Origin of the sequence: Streptomyces sp. NBC_01255 (assembly GCF_036226445.1) — a bacterium.
Taxonomy (GTDB): domain Bacteria; phylum Actinomycetota; class Actinomycetes; order Streptomycetales; family Streptomycetaceae; genus Streptomyces.
Genome location: NZ_CP108474.1, coordinates 3,792,749 through 3,806,792, shown reverse-complemented (window position 1 = coordinate 3,806,792; position 14,044 = coordinate 3,792,749). Strand labels below are relative to the sequence as shown.

The window sequence follows — 14,044 nt, the reverse complement described above, 5'->3', positions numbered from 1 at the left end:
TGAGACGCGTTTCCCCCGTACCCGCAGCCATCCCCGCCCCCAACCGATGATCACGCGCGATCGATCGGCCACCCTAGCGGGGACTCGGGCGGCTCGGCAGGGAGTTGCCGCCGGGGCTTGGTCCGCCGGGGCCCGGTCCGCCGGGGCTTATGCCGGGAACTTCCTGCTCACCCAGCGGTACGCCACCTCAAGGAGCACCGCGCCCACCGCCGCGATCACGACCGCCGCCCACGGCATCGTCGTGCCGACCAGCTTCAGGGCGAAGAAGTCCTGGAGCCAGGGGACGACGAGGACCAGGAGGAAGGCGCCGGCCATCGTGGCGACGAGGGTGATCCGCCACCAGGTGTAGGGGCGGGCGATGATCGCCAGGACCCACATGGAGACCAGGAAGAGCGTGAGGGTGGCCGCGCTGGTCTCCGCTTCCAGGGCGCCTTCGCCGCTGTAGTGGTGGCGGGCGAGGAGGTACGTGGTGAAGGTGCACGCCGCCGCGATGACGCCGCCGGGGATTGCGTACCTCATGACCCGGCGGACGAAGTTCGGCCTCGCGCGTTCCTTGTTGGGGGCGAGGGCGAGGAAGAAGGCCGGGACGCCGATCGTGAGGGTGGAGAGGAGGGTGAGGTGGCGGGGGAGGAAGGGGTACTCGACCTGGGAGCAGACGACGAGGACTGCGAGGAGGACCGAGTAGACCGTCTTGGTGAGGAAGAGGGTGGCTACGCGGGTGATGTTGCCGATGACCCGGCGGCCTTCCGCCACCACCGACGGGAGCGTCGCGAAGGAGTTGTTCAGGAGGACGATCTGGGCCACCGCGCGGGTCGCTTCCGAGCCCGAGCCCATCGAGACGCCGATGTCCGCGTCCTTCAGGGCGAGGACGTCGTTGACGCCGTCGCCCGTCATCGCGACCGTGTGGCCGTGGGACTGGAGCGCCGCCACCATGTCCCGCTTCTGCTGCGGGCTGACCCGGCCGAAGACCGCGTTCTCGTCGAGGACCTTCGCCATTTCCTCCCGGTCCGTGGGGAGCCGGCGGGCGTCGACCGTGTTCGCGGCGCCGGGCATGTCCAGTTTTCCGGCGACCGCGCCGACCGAGACCGCGTTGTCGCCCGAGATGATCTTCGTGGCGACGTTCTGGTCGGCGAAGTAGGCCAGGGTGTCGGCCGCGTCGGGGCGTAGCCGCTGTTCCAGGACGACGAGGGCCGTCGGGCGGGCGTCGGTGGCGATCTCGGGGGCGTCGAGGTCGCGGGTCGTGCGGGCGAGGAGGAGGACCCTCAGGCCCTGTTCGTTGAGGTGGTCGATCTCGGTGAGGGTCGGGTCGCCGGACGGGAGGAGGACGTCGGGGGCGCCCAGGAGCCATGTCGAGTTCTCGCCGTTGCCCTCGCTGAAGGCCGCGCCGCTGTACTTGCGCGCCGAGGAGAAGGGGAGCGACTCCGTGCAGCGCCAGTCCACCGAGTCCGGGTAGGCGTCGATGATGGCCTGGAGGGAGGCGTTCGGGCGCGGGTCCGATTCGCCCAGCGCGCCGAGGACCTTTCGTACGTATGCCTCGTCCGAGCCGTTGAGCGGGCGGAGCTCCGTGACGTCCATGCCGCCCTCGGTGAGCGTGCCCGTCTTGTCGAGGCAGACGACGTCGACGCGGGCCAGGCCCTCGATGGCGGGGAGTTCCTGGACGAGGCACTGCTTGCGGCCGAGGCGGATCACGCCGATCGCGAAGGCCACGGAGGTGAGGAGCACGAGGCCCTCGGGGATCATCGGGACGATGCCGCCGACCGTGCGGGCGATCGAGTTCTTGAGGTCGTTGTCCTTCACGACGAGCTGGCTGATGATCAGCCCGATCGCGGTCGGGATCATCATCCACGTCACGTATTTGAGGATCGTGGAGATGCCGCTGCGCAGCTCGGAGTGGACGAGGGTGAAGCGGGAGGCCTCTTCGGCGAGCTGGGCCGCGTAGGCCTCGCGGCCGACCTTGGTGGCGGTGAACGCGCCGCCGCCGGCGACGACGAACGAGCCGGACATGACCGGGTCGCCGGGCTGTTTCACGACCGGGTCGGCCTCGCCGGTGAGGAGTGATTCGTCGATCTCCAGGCTGTCGGCCTCGGCGACGACGCCGTCGACGACGACCTTGTCGCCGGGGCCGAGCTCGATCAGGTCACCGAGGACGATCTCGGAGGTGGAGAGCTCGGCGGCGACCCCGTCGCGGCGGACGGTCGGTTTCGCCTCGCCGATGAGGGCGAGTCCGTCGAGGGTCTTCTTGGCGCGGAGTTCCTGGATGATGCCGATGCCGGTGTTCGCGATGATCACGAAGCCGAAGAGGCTGTCCTGGATCGGCGCGACGAAGAACATGATCACCCAGAGCACGCCGATGATGGCGTTGAAGCGGGTGAAGACGTTCGCGCGGACGATGTCGGTGGTCGAGCGGGAGCTGCGTACGGGTACGTCGTTGACCTCGCCGCGTGCGACCCGCTCGGCGACCTCGGCCGCGGTGAGCCCGGCCGGGCGGTGCACGACGGGCGGCTCCACCGCCTCGGTCTCGCTGCCGCCTGTGTCGATCTTCGCCCGCTGAGTCATGTTTTCGACGGTACGACCGGAATGGGTCGTTCACCTGCCGAGCAGGGTGAAGATCAGACCGGGGGAGGAGGGGAATGGTCCTGTGGTGCTACGCGTCGGTCATGCGCCGGGGGTCGTCTCCGGGGTCGTGTCCGGGGTCGTCTCGGGGTTCCCCGCCGCCTCCGCCGTCCGCGCCTCCGCCGCGTGCCGCTTGATCGCCGCTTCGCGTCCCCGTACGTACCAGATGCCGATCAGGCCGAGCCCGCCGCCCGCCAGGCAGGTCCACACCCACCAGGTCAGGTCGCGGTCGTCGAACCAGCCGTAGAAGGGGACCTGGACGAGGAAGAGCGCGAACCAGAGGATCGTGCCGCCGGTGATGGTGGCGACGACGGGCCCTTCGAGGGGCTCGGGTGCCTCGTGCTTCGGTGTCCACTTCGCCATGGGCTCAGTCTAGGTGGCGGGAATTCACATCTACGCGCGGAGATAGACGCTCGCTCGTTCATGTGTTCATACTGAAACGGTTTGCCTCTGGCGGGTTTCCCTCGTATGAACCGCCAAATGGACGTCTTCCGAAGAGGAACCCCCATGAGCACCACGGCCACCGCCAAGGCCACTTCTCCCGAGCCCGCGGCCCCGCAGCCGAGCTCGGGCCTCGACCGCTACTTCCGGATCTCCGAGCGCGGGTCGACCGTCGCCCGTGAGGTCCGGGGCGGTTTCGCCACCTTCTTCGCGATGGCCTACATCATCGTGCTGAACCCGATCATCCTCGGCAGCGCCAAGGACATGTACGGGAACCAGCTCGACAGCGGCCAGCTCGTCACCGCGACCGTCCTCACGGCGGCCTTCTCGACGCTCCTCATGGGCGTCATCGGAAACGTGCCGATCGCCCTCGCCGCCGGTCTCGGCGTCAACACGGTCGTCGCGCTCCAGCTCGCGCCGAAGATGTCCTGGCCGGACGCCATGGGCATGGTCGTCCTCGCCGGCATCGTGGTGATGCTGCTCGTCGCGACCGGTCTGCGCGAGCGCGTCATGAACGCCGTCCCGGTCGGCCTGCGCAAGGGCATCGCGATCGGCATCGGCCTCTTCATCATGCTCATCGGCCTCGTCGACTCGGGCTTCGTCTCCCGCATCCCCGACGCCGCGCACACCACCGTCCCGCTCCAGCTCGGCAGCGGCGGTCACCTTCTGGGCTGGCCGGTCCTCGTCTTCATCCTGGGCACCCTGCTCACCCTCGCCCTGATCATCCGCAAGGTGCCGGGCGCCATCCTGATCTCGATCGTCGCCATGACGGTCGTGGCCATGGTGATCGACGCGGTCGCGACCGTCCCCTCCTGGGGTCTCACCACCCCTAAGTGGCCGGGCAACCCCGTCGCCTCGCCCGACTTCGGGCTCGTCGGCGAGGTCAGCCTCTTCGGTGGCTTCGAGAAGGTCGGTCTCCTGACCGGCGTCCTCTTCGTCTTCACCGTGCTGCTGTCCTGCTTCTTCGACGCGATGGGCACGATCCTCGGCGTCGGCGACGAGGCCAAGCTGATCGACAAGGACGGCAACTTCCCGGGCATCAACAAGGTCCTGCTCGTGGACGGCCTGGCCGTCGCCTCCGGCGGCGCGACCTCGTCCTCCGCCACCACCTGCTTCGTGGAGTCCACGGCGGGCGTCGGCGAGGGCGCGCGGACGGGCCTCGCCTCGGTCGTGACCGGCGGTCTCTTCTCGGTCGCGCTTTTCCTGACGCCGCTGGCGACCATGGTTCCGTCGCAGGCGGCCACGCCCGCGCTGCTCGCGGTCGGCTTCCTGATCCTGGCCGGCTCGGTCAAGGACATCGACTGGAGCGACTACACCATCGCGGTGCCGGCGTTCCTGGCCATGCTGATGATGCCGTTCACGTACTCGATCACGAACGGCATCGGCTTCGGCTTCATCGCGTTCAGCGTGCTGCGCCTGGCGGCCGGCCGGGGCCGTGAGGTCCCGGCGGCCATGTACGTCGTGTCGGCGGTCTTCGTCTTCTACTACGCGATGCCGGCGCTCGGCCTGACGTGATCCTCGGGCGAGGGGGTGGGTGAGGGCGCGGCTGACGTCGACACCGACGCCGACGCCGGCTCCGACCCGTAGAACCTCTCCGTCTCGTCGACGGCGGTCTTGAACCGCTCGTCGAAATCCTCCCGAATGAGCGTCCGGACGACATAGTCCTGGACGCTCATTCCTCTTTTCGCGGCGTGACTCCTGAGCCGGTCGAGCAGCTCACCGTCGATGCGCAGGCTGAGCACTGTCGATCCCATGCCGTTCAGGGTCGGGGCACCCGGTGCCTCTTTGCGTCACTTTCCGGATCCGACTCACTCGTTTGGGTGATACATGGATGCCGAAGCGTGATCTCTGGTGACGGTTCCTCCCTCGTCCGTCCCCCGGTCGTGTGATCCACACGACGTCGGCGCATTCCGGTTGGTATTTAGGAAGAGTAATGAGTTAGGCTAACAAACATGCCTGACCTGTCCCACGGCACAGCCGACGACGCCGCGGCCGTGAACGCGCTCCGCTCCTCCGTCATGCGACTGAGCCGACGACTCAAGCACCAGCGCGTCGACGAGTCGCTGAGCCCCACCGAGATGTCGGTGCTCGGCACCCTCAAGCTCTGCGGCTCGGCCACCCCTGGTGAGCTGGCCCGCAAGGAGCACGTCCAGCCGCCGTCGATGACCCGCATCGTCGCGCTGCTCGAAGCCAAGGGACTGGTCCGGCTGGAGCCGCACCCCGACGACCGCCGGCAGAAGGTGGTCCGCCAGACCGAGACGGCCGAGGCCATGCTCGAAGAGTCCCGCCGCAAGCGGAACGCCTGGCTGGCCACCCTCGCCGAGGGCCTGGACGAGGACGAATGGGCCAAGCTGCGCGCGGCCGCCCCGGTCCTGGAGAAGCTCGCTCACCTCTGACCGACGCGCCAAGGAGGCGAACGCACTTTGAGTACGGGACCCGGAGCAGACTCCGCACCCGTCCACCGACCCACCCTCAAGACCCGCGGGCGGGGGGAAACCTTCTCCTCGCTCAAAATCCGCAACTACCGGCTGTTCTTCACCGGAGCGATCGTCTCCAACACCGGTACGTGGATGGCCCGCATCACCCAGGACTGGCTGGTCCTGAGCCTCACCGGCTCGGCCGCCGCCGTCGGCATCACCACCGCCCTGCAGTTCCTGCCGATGCTGCTCTTCGGGCTGTACGGCGGTGTCATCGCCGACCGCTACCCGAAGCGCACCCTGCTCCTCTTCAGCCAGGCCGCCCTCGGCCTCTGCGGTCTCGCGCTCGCCGTCCTCACCCTCTCCGGCTCCATCCAGGTCTGGCACGTCTACCTGATCGCCTTCCTCCTCGGCATGGTGACCGTCGTCGACAACCCGGCCCGCCAGGCCTACGTCGCCGAGATGGTCGGCCCCGAGCACCTGCGCAACGCCGTCTCCCTGAACTCGGCGAACTTCCAGTCCGCGCGGCTCGTCGGCCCCGCCGTCGCCGGTGTGCTGATCGCCGGAGTCGGCAGCGGCTGGGCGTTCCTCCTCAACGGCCTCTCCTTCCTAGCCCCCCTCGTGAGCCTCCTGCTCATGCGGACGAGCGAGCTCCACAAGGTGGAGCGCGCCCCGCGCGGCAAGGGCCAGCTGCGGGAGGGCCTGCGGTACGTGGCCGGGCGGCCGGAGCTGATCTGGCCGATCGCCCTCGTGGGCTTCATCGGCACCTTCGGGTTCAACTTCCCGATCTGGCTGACGGCCTTCTCGGAGGAGGTCTTCCACGTCGGCGCCGGTACGTACGGCTTCCTCAACACCCTGATGGCGGCCGGCTCCCTCGTGGGCGCCCTCGCCGCGGCCCGCCGGGGCTCGACCCGGCTGCGGATGCTCGTCGTCGCGGCGGCGGTCTTCGGCGTCCTGGAGATCGCGGCGGCGCTGTCGCCGGCGTTCTGGCTGTTCGCGCTGCTGCTCGTGCCGATCGGCATGATCGGCCTCACGGTCAACATCACGGCGAACTCGGCCGTCCAGATGGCGACCGACCCGGCCATGCGGGGCCGCGTGATGAGCCTCTACATGATGGTCTTCGCCGGCGGCACCCCGATCGGGGCGCCGCTCCTCGGCTGGGTGACCGACACGTACGGCGCCCGCGTCGGCTTCGCCACGGGCGGCGTGATCTCGCTGGCCGCGGCCGGCGTCATCGGCCTGATCCTGGCCAGGGTCGGCGGCCTGAAGATGGCCTTCGGCTGGCGCCACGGCCACCCGCAGGTGCGGTTCGTGGCGCGCGAGCGACTGGTGACGGCGGCCTGACCCTCCCGGGTGGGGCGGAGGCCTTGCCTCCGCCTTTCCGGGGCGGGGAGCGGAGCTTCTGCCTCCGCCCCGGCCCTCCGTCAGGCACCCCCGAATCTCCCCCTTGATCCCTCGCTTCCGTGTGCGAAGATCACGGCACCGTGCAGGTGATTGATCTTGAAAAGGGGGGCTTGCACGCCCATGTCCATACGTTCCGCCCACATACCGAGCCGCGGCCGAGGCCGCGGCTCGTCGAACGCTCCGGTGGCCACCGCCGCACCGTCGCAGCGACGAAACGGAGCCGTTCCCTCATGCCGCTGAGCCGCCGTACCCTCCTGACCGCGATGGCCGCCACTCCGGTCCTCGCCCCCGTCGGCGCCGCCCATGCGGCCGTGCCCGCGGCCGCGCCCGCGGCAGCCGCTGTCGCCGTCGCCGTCGCCGAAAGCCTGCCGCCCGGCAGCCTGCCCGCGGGGCACAGGTTCGACCTGAAGGCCGAGCCCGTCGACCTGTACGGCAAGGAGCTCCTCCTCGACCAGACCAAGGTGCACCAGCAGGTCGCCTTCGATCCGGTGACCGGCCTGGCCTACGCCGTACAGCTCATCAGCCACAACCGCCAGCTCACGAACGAGACCGCTCGGGTGTCCGGCGAGGACCGCAACCGCCTGGGCGACCTCTGCGTCAACCAGCTCGCGCCCGACGGCACCGTCCTCGCCGTCATGTACCTGAGGCGCTTCGGCCACGGCGGCGGACTCGGCGTCGAGCACGTCGACGGCACGCCCTGGCTCTGGCTGGAGACCGACGCGGACCCCGTCCCCAGCGACGGGAACCCCGACACCGACGAATTCGCCTACGGCAAGCACATCGGCCGGGTCGCGTTCACGCCCGACGCCGTCGTCGACGCCGGTAGCGGGCTCGTCGAGGTGTTCGACCCCGTCCCCGGAGCCACCCACATCACCCCGTCCCTGGACGTCGACCACGGCCGCATCGCGGTACGCCATGTGTCGTCCGGCGTCGCGGAGTACCGCGTCTACGACCTCGCCGCCTTCAAGCGCTGCGACTTCACCCCGCAGCGCAGCTTCCCGGCGAAGTACCGCACCCAGTCCTGGTGCCTGTACGGGAACCTCGTCTACCAGAACGAGGGCAGCGCCTACAGCGCCACCAACCCGAGCCCGGGCAACTCCTGGTGGAACGTCTACGACGTCACCACCGGCGAGGTGGTCGAGCGGACCTTCAACACCACCGCTCTCCACCTGGCCCACCGCGAGACCGAAGCCATCACCGTCCGCCGAACGCCCGCCGGGCCGCAGCTCGTGTTCGGCTTCGCCACCCAGGAGAAGCGTCACATGGCCCTCTACGGCATCACCAGCACCACCGACGGCACCGGCGACCACGTCCCGTGGACTCCCCTGGAGTGGGACAAGACCCTCTGCACCGCTTCCGGCAGCTACCTCCCGCAGTACCGCCAGACGGGCAACCGCGTCGACCTCCACCTCCGGGTGACCCGCGTCGACCCCAAGGCCCCGTGGACCAGTGGCGACACGATCCTGACTCTCCCGTCGCACCTCCACCCCAGCCGCACCCAGGGCATGGTGGGCCAGACGACCGGCTCCGGCAGCATCACCGGCCCCCTCACCGTCCGCTGGGAGGTCACCTCCGACGGCGCGCTGCGCGTCTTCGACGAGCGCCAGATCGTCGGCTGGATCGGGCTGGACGCCGGGTACTTCACCAGCTGACCGCGAGATCGGCCGCGGTACCGGCCACGAGACCGGCCGCGGTACGGCTGACCGTGTGATCAGCCGACCGCGTGTCCCTGGAGCGGCGGGTCCTCAGACCCGCCGCTCCAGGATCTGGCCCTGCCACTCGCCCACCGCGAAGGGCTCGGTCCGGGTGAAGCCCTGGCCCTCGTAGTACGCGACGAGCCGCCCCTCGCTGCCCGCGAAGCAGTCCACCCGCAGCAGCGACACCCCCTGCCGCCGGGTCTCCTCCGCCGCGTGGGCGAGGAGCGCCGCCCCCACCCCGTGGCCGTGGAACCGCACGTCGGTCGCCAGCATGCGCACGTACACCTCGGGCTCGTCCGCCGGCGGCACGTGCTTGCCCGGGTGCGGCGTCAGCGTCATCGTGCCCGCCGGTACGCCGTCGATCTCGGCGATCCACAGATCGCCCTCGGTCACGGTGTCCTCGACCTGCCGCACGGCCGCCGGGCGGGCCGAGTACGGCTCCGTGCCCCACTGGGCGGTGATGCCCTTGCCGTTGAGCCACACCACGGCGCTGTCGAGCACGGAGATTATCGCGGGGAGGTCGTCCACCCCGCCCTTTCTGATCTTCATCCCGCAGAGGCTAGCCTCCCGGCCCGGCGTCCCGGCCCGGCGCCCCGGCCTGCCAGACTCTCCCCATGAGGCTTTTCGCCGCCGTCCTGCCGCCCGCGGAGCAGCTCGCCGAGCTCGGACACGTCACCGACCGACTGCACCGGCTGCCCGGAGCCGACGGGCTGCGCTGGACCTCGCGGCCCGGCTGGCACCTCACGCTCGCCTTCATGGGCGAGGTCGACGAGGAGCTGCTGCCCGAGCTGCGGGTCCGGCTCGCCCGGGCCGCGCACCGCACCCCGCCGTTCCCGCTGCGCCTCCACGGCGGCGGCCACTTCGGCCGCCGCGCCCTGTGGACGGGCGTCGCCGGGGACCTGGACGAGCTGCGGCTGCTCGCCGAGCGGGCCGACGCCGCCGCGCGCCGGGCCGGGGTCGCGATGGACGAGCACCGCCGCTACCAGGCCCATCTGACGCTCGCCCGCGCGCGGACGGACGAGATCGACCTCCATCCGTTCCTCGACGAGCTCCACACCTTCGAGGGCGACCGCTGGCAGGTGGCCGAGCTGGCACTCGTCCGCTCGAACCTGCCGGTGAGCGGGGTGCGGGGCGAGCAGCCCCGGTACGAGAAGCTCGACGGCTGGCCCCTTGAGGGACGCGAGGGGCGTTCGGGTTAACCTCGATGCGTGGACCCGAAGACCCGTAACCGAATCATGGCCGGCGCGCTCGTACTGATGTTCGCGATCATCGCGGTGGCGGCGGTCACCGGACAGTAGGCACCTCTTCGCTCCGTGGGAATCCCCTTGCTTCGAGCGGACTCGAAGCAGTTGGCTTGACTCCCATGGAGTACACGCAGCTCGGACGCACCGGACTCAAGGTCAGCCGACTCGTCCTCGGCACGATGAACTTCGGTCCGCAGACGGACGAAGCCACCAGTCACGCCATCATGGACTCCGCGCTGGACGCGGGTCTCAACTTCTTCGACACCGCCAACGCCTACGGCTGGGCCGAGAACAAGGGGCGGACGGAGTCGATCATCGGCTCCTGGTTCGCCCAGGGCGGCGGCCGCCGCGACAAGACCGTCCTCGCCACCAAGGTGTACGCGAACATGGCGGCCGACGGCGACGCCTGGCCCAACCACGACAAGCTCTCGGCGCTCAACATCCGCCGTGCGGTGGAGGCCAGCCTCAAGCGGCTCGGCACCGACTACATCGACGTCTACCAGTTCCACCACATCGACCGCTCGACGCCCTTCGAGGAGATCTGGCAGGCCGTCGACGTCCTGATCCAGCAGGGCAAGGTGCTGTACGCGGGCTCCTCGAACTTCCCCGGCTACAAGATCGCCCAGGCCAACGAGACCGCCGCCCGGCGCGGCTCGGTCGGGCTCGTCAGCGAGCAGTGCCTCTACAACCTCTTCGAGCGGCGCGCCGAGATGGAGGTGATCCCGGCCGCGCAGGAGTACGGGCTCGGGGTCATCCCGTGGTCGCCGCTCCACGGCGGCCTGCTCGGCGGGGTCCTGAAGAAGGAGGCGCAGGGCAAGCGCCGCACGGAGGGCCGCGCGGCGGAGACGCTCGCCGACCCGGCGTCGCGGGCGCGACTCCAGGCCTACGAGGACCTGCTCGACAAGCACGGTCTGGAGCCGGGCGAGGCGGCCCTCGCGTGGCTGCTCACCCGCCCGGGCGTGACGGGCCCGATCGTCGGCCCGCGCACGCCGGAGCAGCTGACGAGCGCGCTGCGCGCCCTGGAGGTGGAGCTGAGCGAGGAGGTCCTGGCCGCGCTGGACGAGATCTTCCCTGGCCCGGGTCCGTCGCCGGAGGCCTTCGCCTGGTGATGCCCCGGTTCTAAGGGGCGCCGAGCCAGCTCGTGGCGTCCAGGCGGAACGCCGTCTCCGCGGGGACGACGTTCCGCAGGGCCGTCTCGACGTCGCGGACGCGGTCCGCGCCGAGGGCCGTGACCCACTCCGCCCGCAGTTCGTCGAAGATCGCGGCGGAGCGGGCGAGGGCGTCGCGGCCGCGCGGGGTGAGGCGGACGAGTTTGCGGCGCGCGTCGGCGGGGTCGTCGGCGCGTTCCGCGTAACCGAGGGCGAGGAGCCGGTCGACGGTCTTGCCGGCGGCCTGCTTGGAGACGCCGAGGCGCCGCCCGATGTCGCTGGCGGTGGCGCCCCCGGCGCCGACGGCCTGCATGGCGAAGCCGTGGGCGGGGCGGAGGTCGGGGTGGCCCTCGGCGGCGAGACGGGCGTGGAGCCGGTCGATGAGCGTGCGGAAGCCGCCGAAGAGGAGCAGGGGCAGCTCGTAACCCGGGCCGGGGGCGTCGGTGGATTTCCCCTTGCCCTGATCGACAACCTGGTTTACGTTTTCTCCATCGACATGGTCAACCATGTTGTCCATTCTAGCTCGCCCGTACATCGGAGACACCTTGCCCGCAGACCTTTCCGCCCGTACCGCCGGCGCCGTCGCCCTCCTCAAGGAGTCGCCGGAGACCCTGAACGGCTTCCTCAAGCTCAGCGAGATCTTCGAGTCCACGACGCTCGACCCGCACTCCCGCGAGACCGTGATCCTGACCGTCGCCGCCCGCAACCAGTGCCACCTGTGCGTCGACATGCACGAGGCCAAGATGGCCTCCCTCGACCCGGCGACCGCCCCCGCGCCCGACCGCCTCGCCGCCGTCCGCCTGTTCACCCTCCAGGTGCTCGCCTCCTCGGGCGCCGTCAGCGACGAGGAGCTCGCGGCCTTCACGTCCCACGGCTACACCCGCCGGAACGCCCTGGAGGTCGTCCTCGGCATCGGTACGTACACGGTCTCGACGTTCGCGAACCGCCTCACCCGCGCCGCGTGACACCCGGAACCGGGGAGGCTCAGCTCAGCTTCTTGTGGAAGTGGACGTCCTCGGCGCCGCCGGGGATGCCCAGGGTCCTGCCGGTCTCGGCGTACCCCTGGCGCCGGTAGAACTCCGGCGCCTGGAAGGTGAACGACGACACGGACGCGCGGTCGCAGCCGCGCCGCCGTGCCTCCTCCTCCGCGGCGAGGAGGAGCTTGGCGCCCCAGCCGTCCCGGCGGCTCTCCTCGCGGACCCAGAGCATCTCGATGCCCAGCAGCCCGCCCCAGGTCCAGGCGGACAGGCCCCCGATGAGCTCGCCGGCCTCGTCGACGGCCTTCACCGACAGCGTGCCCTGATCGGCGGCGGTGGTCCCGGTCGCGGGGAAGTTGATCTCGTCGAGGCCGCTGGACAGGCGCGCGTCGAGCTCGGCGTCGTGGTGGCCGACGCTCAGCGCCGCGCCGGTGTGCTGGATTTCCATGATGAACCTCGATGACCTCAGAGGGAGTAGGGGCCGCCCAGGCCCCAGGCCTGGTGCATCGCCGTGGCGAACGCCGCGGCCAGCTTGTGTTCGCCGGTCACCCCCGGGTGGGTGCCGTCGTAGGTGTCCGCGTGGATGTCGTACGACTCCGGGATCGCCGCCAGGAGGAGCGGAGAGGCCGCCGTGTCCAGGTCGGCGACCGCCTTCGCGAGGAGCTCGTTGAAGCGGTCGCACTCGGCGGCGAAGGGGGCATCGTACTCGGCGCGGACGTTCGGTATGACCGGCAGCAGGACGGCCCGTACCCGCGGGTTCGCGGCGCGGGCCGCCGCGACGAACGCGCGGACGTTCTCCTCGGTCTGGTCGCTGTTCGTGTAGAAGCCGAGGTCGATCAGGCCGAGGGAGATCAGCAGGACGTCCGCCCCCGTGGCCGTGACCGTCTCGCCGATCACGGGCGCCATGTGCAGCCAGCCCTCGCCCCAGCCGGCCAGATGGCGCCGGGCGGGAGCGGGGAAGGCGGGGTCGGCGTAGGCGTCGACACCGTCGGGGTCGTCGGCCGCCGTCGGGTCGTAGAGCCCGATGCGCGGGCCGACGATCTCGTACCCGCCCGGAAGCGTCGCCTCCAGGTGCTGCCACATCCGGTGGCGCCAGGTCCAGTCGCCGACGCGTCCGATGGTCATGCTGTCGCCGACGAACAGAAAACGCATGGTCACATCATTGCGGACCGCTCCCAGGGGCGGCGACGTGATCCCGGACACGGACAGGGGTCATCCCAGGAAGGTGTCGACCGTCTCCGTGAACCACCGCTCGTCGTCGTGCCACGGGTAGTGCCCGCCCCCGGCCAGGACCGCGAGCGTGGCCTTCGGGAACAGCTCCGCGTACGCGGTGGCCGTCGGCACCGGCGTGTTCGCGTCGCCCTCCCCGGCGACGACGAGCACCGGACACCCGAACTCCGCGAACGCGGCACGCGTGACCGCCGGTTGGAAGGCGCCCTCGCTCCCGTAGACGCCCGCGGCCGCGCCGTTCCGCTGCCGGTCGCTCTCCGCGTGCCGCTCGCGCGCCGCCTCGTCCCACGTCCCGTGGAAGAACGGGGCGACGGCCTGGAACGTCTCGGCCGACCCGCGCCCCGCCGCGAGCTCCTCCAGGGCCGCGTACGCCGGACCGAACCACGGCTCCGCGCTCCGCAGCCGCGCCGCCGCGAGCCGCTCCTCGCCGCTCGTGTCGAGCGCGACCGCCGCCGTGCCCGGGGTCACGAGGACCAGCCGGGCCACCCGCTCAGGGTGCGCGGCCGTGTACAGCGCGGCCAGGTTCGCGCCCGCCGAGTGCCCGAGGAGGTCGACGGTGTCGAGCCCGAGCTCGATCCGCAGCGCCTCGACGTCCTCGACGAGCCGGTCGCAGCGGTACGAGGACGGGTCGTCCGGCACCGCCGACGCACCCGTGCCCCGCAGATCGAGCCGGATCACCGTACGGAAGGCGGTGAGCCCGCCCAGGTCCCCGAGATAGGCGGAGTCCTGCATCGGACCGCCGGGCAGGCACAGCAGCGGGGATCCGGAACCGGGGAAGGAGCCGGAGACGTGGTACGTGAGTGCCGTGCCGTCGGGCGCGGTGAAAGTGGGCATGCGGGCGACCATGACAGCGGCTCCCTCGCTGGTCAAGCG

At 70.7% G+C, this 14,044-nt stretch carries 15 protein-coding genes; 7 read left to right on the top strand and 8 right to left on the bottom strand.

Annotation, left to right across the window (positions count from 1 at the left end; translation table 11 throughout):
- Positions 1-147 precede the first annotated feature (147 nt).
- Both OG357_RS16770 and OG357_RS16765 read right to left on the bottom strand, forming a co-directional pair.
- The gene (locus tag OG357_RS16770; RefSeq protein ID WP_329621915.1) at positions 148-2,556 is read right to left on the bottom strand and encodes an HAD-IC family P-type ATPase; all 2,409 of its coding nucleotides are present in this window, start codon (positions 2,554-2,556) and stop codon (positions 148-150) included.
- A 99-nt stretch (positions 2,557-2,655) separates the two neighbouring features.
- Positions 2,656-2,976, bottom strand: a complete 321-nt coding sequence (locus tag OG357_RS16765; protein ID WP_329621914.1) for a DUF2530 domain-containing protein — start codon at positions 2,974-2,976, stop codon at positions 2,656-2,658.
- A gap of 144 nt (positions 2,977-3,120) precedes the next feature.
- Here OG357_RS16765 and OG357_RS16760 point away from each other — a divergent pair, with 144 nt between their 5' ends.
- Positions 3,121-4,569, top strand: coding sequence for an NCS2 family permease (locus OG357_RS16760; protein ID WP_329621913.1), 1,449 nt, complete (start codon positions 3,121-3,123; stop codon positions 4,567-4,569).
- On the opposite strand, the gene OG357_RS16755 is transcribed toward OG357_RS16760, so the two are convergent.
- Complete coding sequence (locus OG357_RS16755) at positions 4,539-4,808, bottom strand: hypothetical protein (RefSeq protein WP_329621912.1); 270 nt, start codon at positions 4,806-4,808, stop codon at positions 4,539-4,541. The two genes, OG357_RS16760 and OG357_RS16755, sit on opposite strands and share 31 nt — an antisense overlap.
- A 198-nt stretch (positions 4,809-5,006) precedes the next feature.
- Here OG357_RS16755 and OG357_RS16750 point away from each other — a divergent pair, with 198 nt between their 5' ends.
- The 3 genes from OG357_RS16750 to OG357_RS16740 all read left to right on the top strand — a co-directional run bounded on the left by OG357_RS16750 (position 5,007) and on the right by OG357_RS16740 (position 8,527).
- Complete coding sequence (locus OG357_RS16750) at positions 5,007-5,450, top strand: MarR family winged helix-turn-helix transcriptional regulator (RefSeq protein ID WP_024759949.1); 444 nt, start codon at positions 5,007-5,009, stop codon at positions 5,448-5,450.
- A 27-nt stretch (positions 5,451-5,477) separates the two neighbouring features.
- On the top strand, positions 5,478-6,815 hold the full coding sequence (locus tag OG357_RS16745; RefSeq protein ID WP_329621911.1) for an MFS transporter: 1,338 nt from the start codon (positions 5,478-5,480) through the stop codon (positions 6,813-6,815).
- A gap of 290 nt (positions 6,816-7,105) precedes the next feature.
- The gene (locus tag OG357_RS16740) at positions 7,106-8,527 is read left to right on the top strand and encodes a phage baseplate protein (protein WP_329621910.1); all 1,422 of its coding nucleotides are present in this window, start codon (positions 7,106-7,108) and stop codon (positions 8,525-8,527) included.
- Positions 8,528-8,620: 93 nt separating this feature from the next.
- Here the strand turns inward: OG357_RS16740 and OG357_RS16735 are convergent, their stop codons facing one another.
- Positions 8,621-9,121: a GNAT family N-acetyltransferase gene (locus OG357_RS16735; protein ID WP_329621909.1), complete on the bottom strand. Its 501-nt coding sequence runs from the start codon at positions 9,119-9,121 to the stop codon at positions 8,621-8,623.
- A 65-nt stretch (positions 9,122-9,186) separates the two neighbouring features.
- On the opposite strand from OG357_RS16735, the gene thpR reads away from it, so the two are divergent.
- Together thpR and OG357_RS16725 are read left to right on the top strand one after the other, a co-directional pair.
- Positions 9,187-9,771: an RNA 2',3'-cyclic phosphodiesterase gene (gene thpR, locus OG357_RS16730; protein ID WP_329621908.1), complete on the top strand. Its 585-nt coding sequence runs from the start codon at positions 9,187-9,189 to the stop codon at positions 9,769-9,771.
- Positions 9,772-9,935: 164 nt separating this feature from the next.
- On the top strand, positions 9,936-10,925 hold the full coding sequence (locus OG357_RS16725; protein WP_329621907.1) for an aldo/keto reductase: 990 nt from the start codon (positions 9,936-9,938) through the stop codon (positions 10,923-10,925).
- A 10-nt stretch (positions 10,926-10,935) separates the two neighbouring features.
- Here OG357_RS16725 and OG357_RS16720 read toward each other — a convergent pair whose 3' ends face one another.
- Positions 10,936-11,472 carry a MarR family winged helix-turn-helix transcriptional regulator gene (locus OG357_RS16720; protein ID WP_329621906.1) on the bottom strand — a complete coding sequence of 179 codons (537 nt, stop codon included), beginning with the start codon at positions 11,470-11,472 and terminating at the stop codon, positions 10,936-10,938.
- A 37-nt stretch (positions 11,473-11,509) separates the two neighbouring features.
- Here OG357_RS16720 and OG357_RS16715 point away from each other — a divergent pair, with 37 nt between their 5' ends.
- Positions 11,510-11,929 (top strand): carboxymuconolactone decarboxylase family protein, encoded by a 420-nt coding sequence (locus OG357_RS16715; RefSeq protein WP_329621905.1) that lies wholly within the window; start codon positions 11,510-11,512, stop codon positions 11,927-11,929.
- Between the two features lie 19 nt (positions 11,930-11,948).
- Here the strand turns inward: OG357_RS16715 and OG357_RS16710 are convergent, their stop codons facing one another.
- Genes OG357_RS16710 through OG357_RS16700 form a run of 3 tightly spaced genes read right to left on the bottom strand, consistent with a single transcriptional unit; the run spans position 11,949 to position 14,005 of the window.
- Positions 11,949-12,389: a GNAT family N-acetyltransferase gene (locus tag OG357_RS16710; protein WP_329621904.1), complete on the bottom strand. Its 441-nt coding sequence runs from the start codon at positions 12,387-12,389 to the stop codon at positions 11,949-11,951.
- A 17-nt stretch (positions 12,390-12,406) separates the two neighbouring features.
- Positions 12,407-13,093, bottom strand: coding sequence for a GDSL-type esterase/lipase family protein (locus OG357_RS16705; RefSeq protein ID WP_329621903.1), 687 nt, complete (start codon positions 13,091-13,093; stop codon positions 12,407-12,409).
- A 60-nt stretch (positions 13,094-13,153) separates the two neighbouring features.
- Positions 13,154-14,005, bottom strand: coding sequence for an alpha/beta fold hydrolase (locus OG357_RS16700; protein ID WP_329621902.1), 852 nt, complete (start codon positions 14,003-14,005; stop codon positions 13,154-13,156).
- Positions 14,006-14,044: the final 39 nt, after the last annotated feature.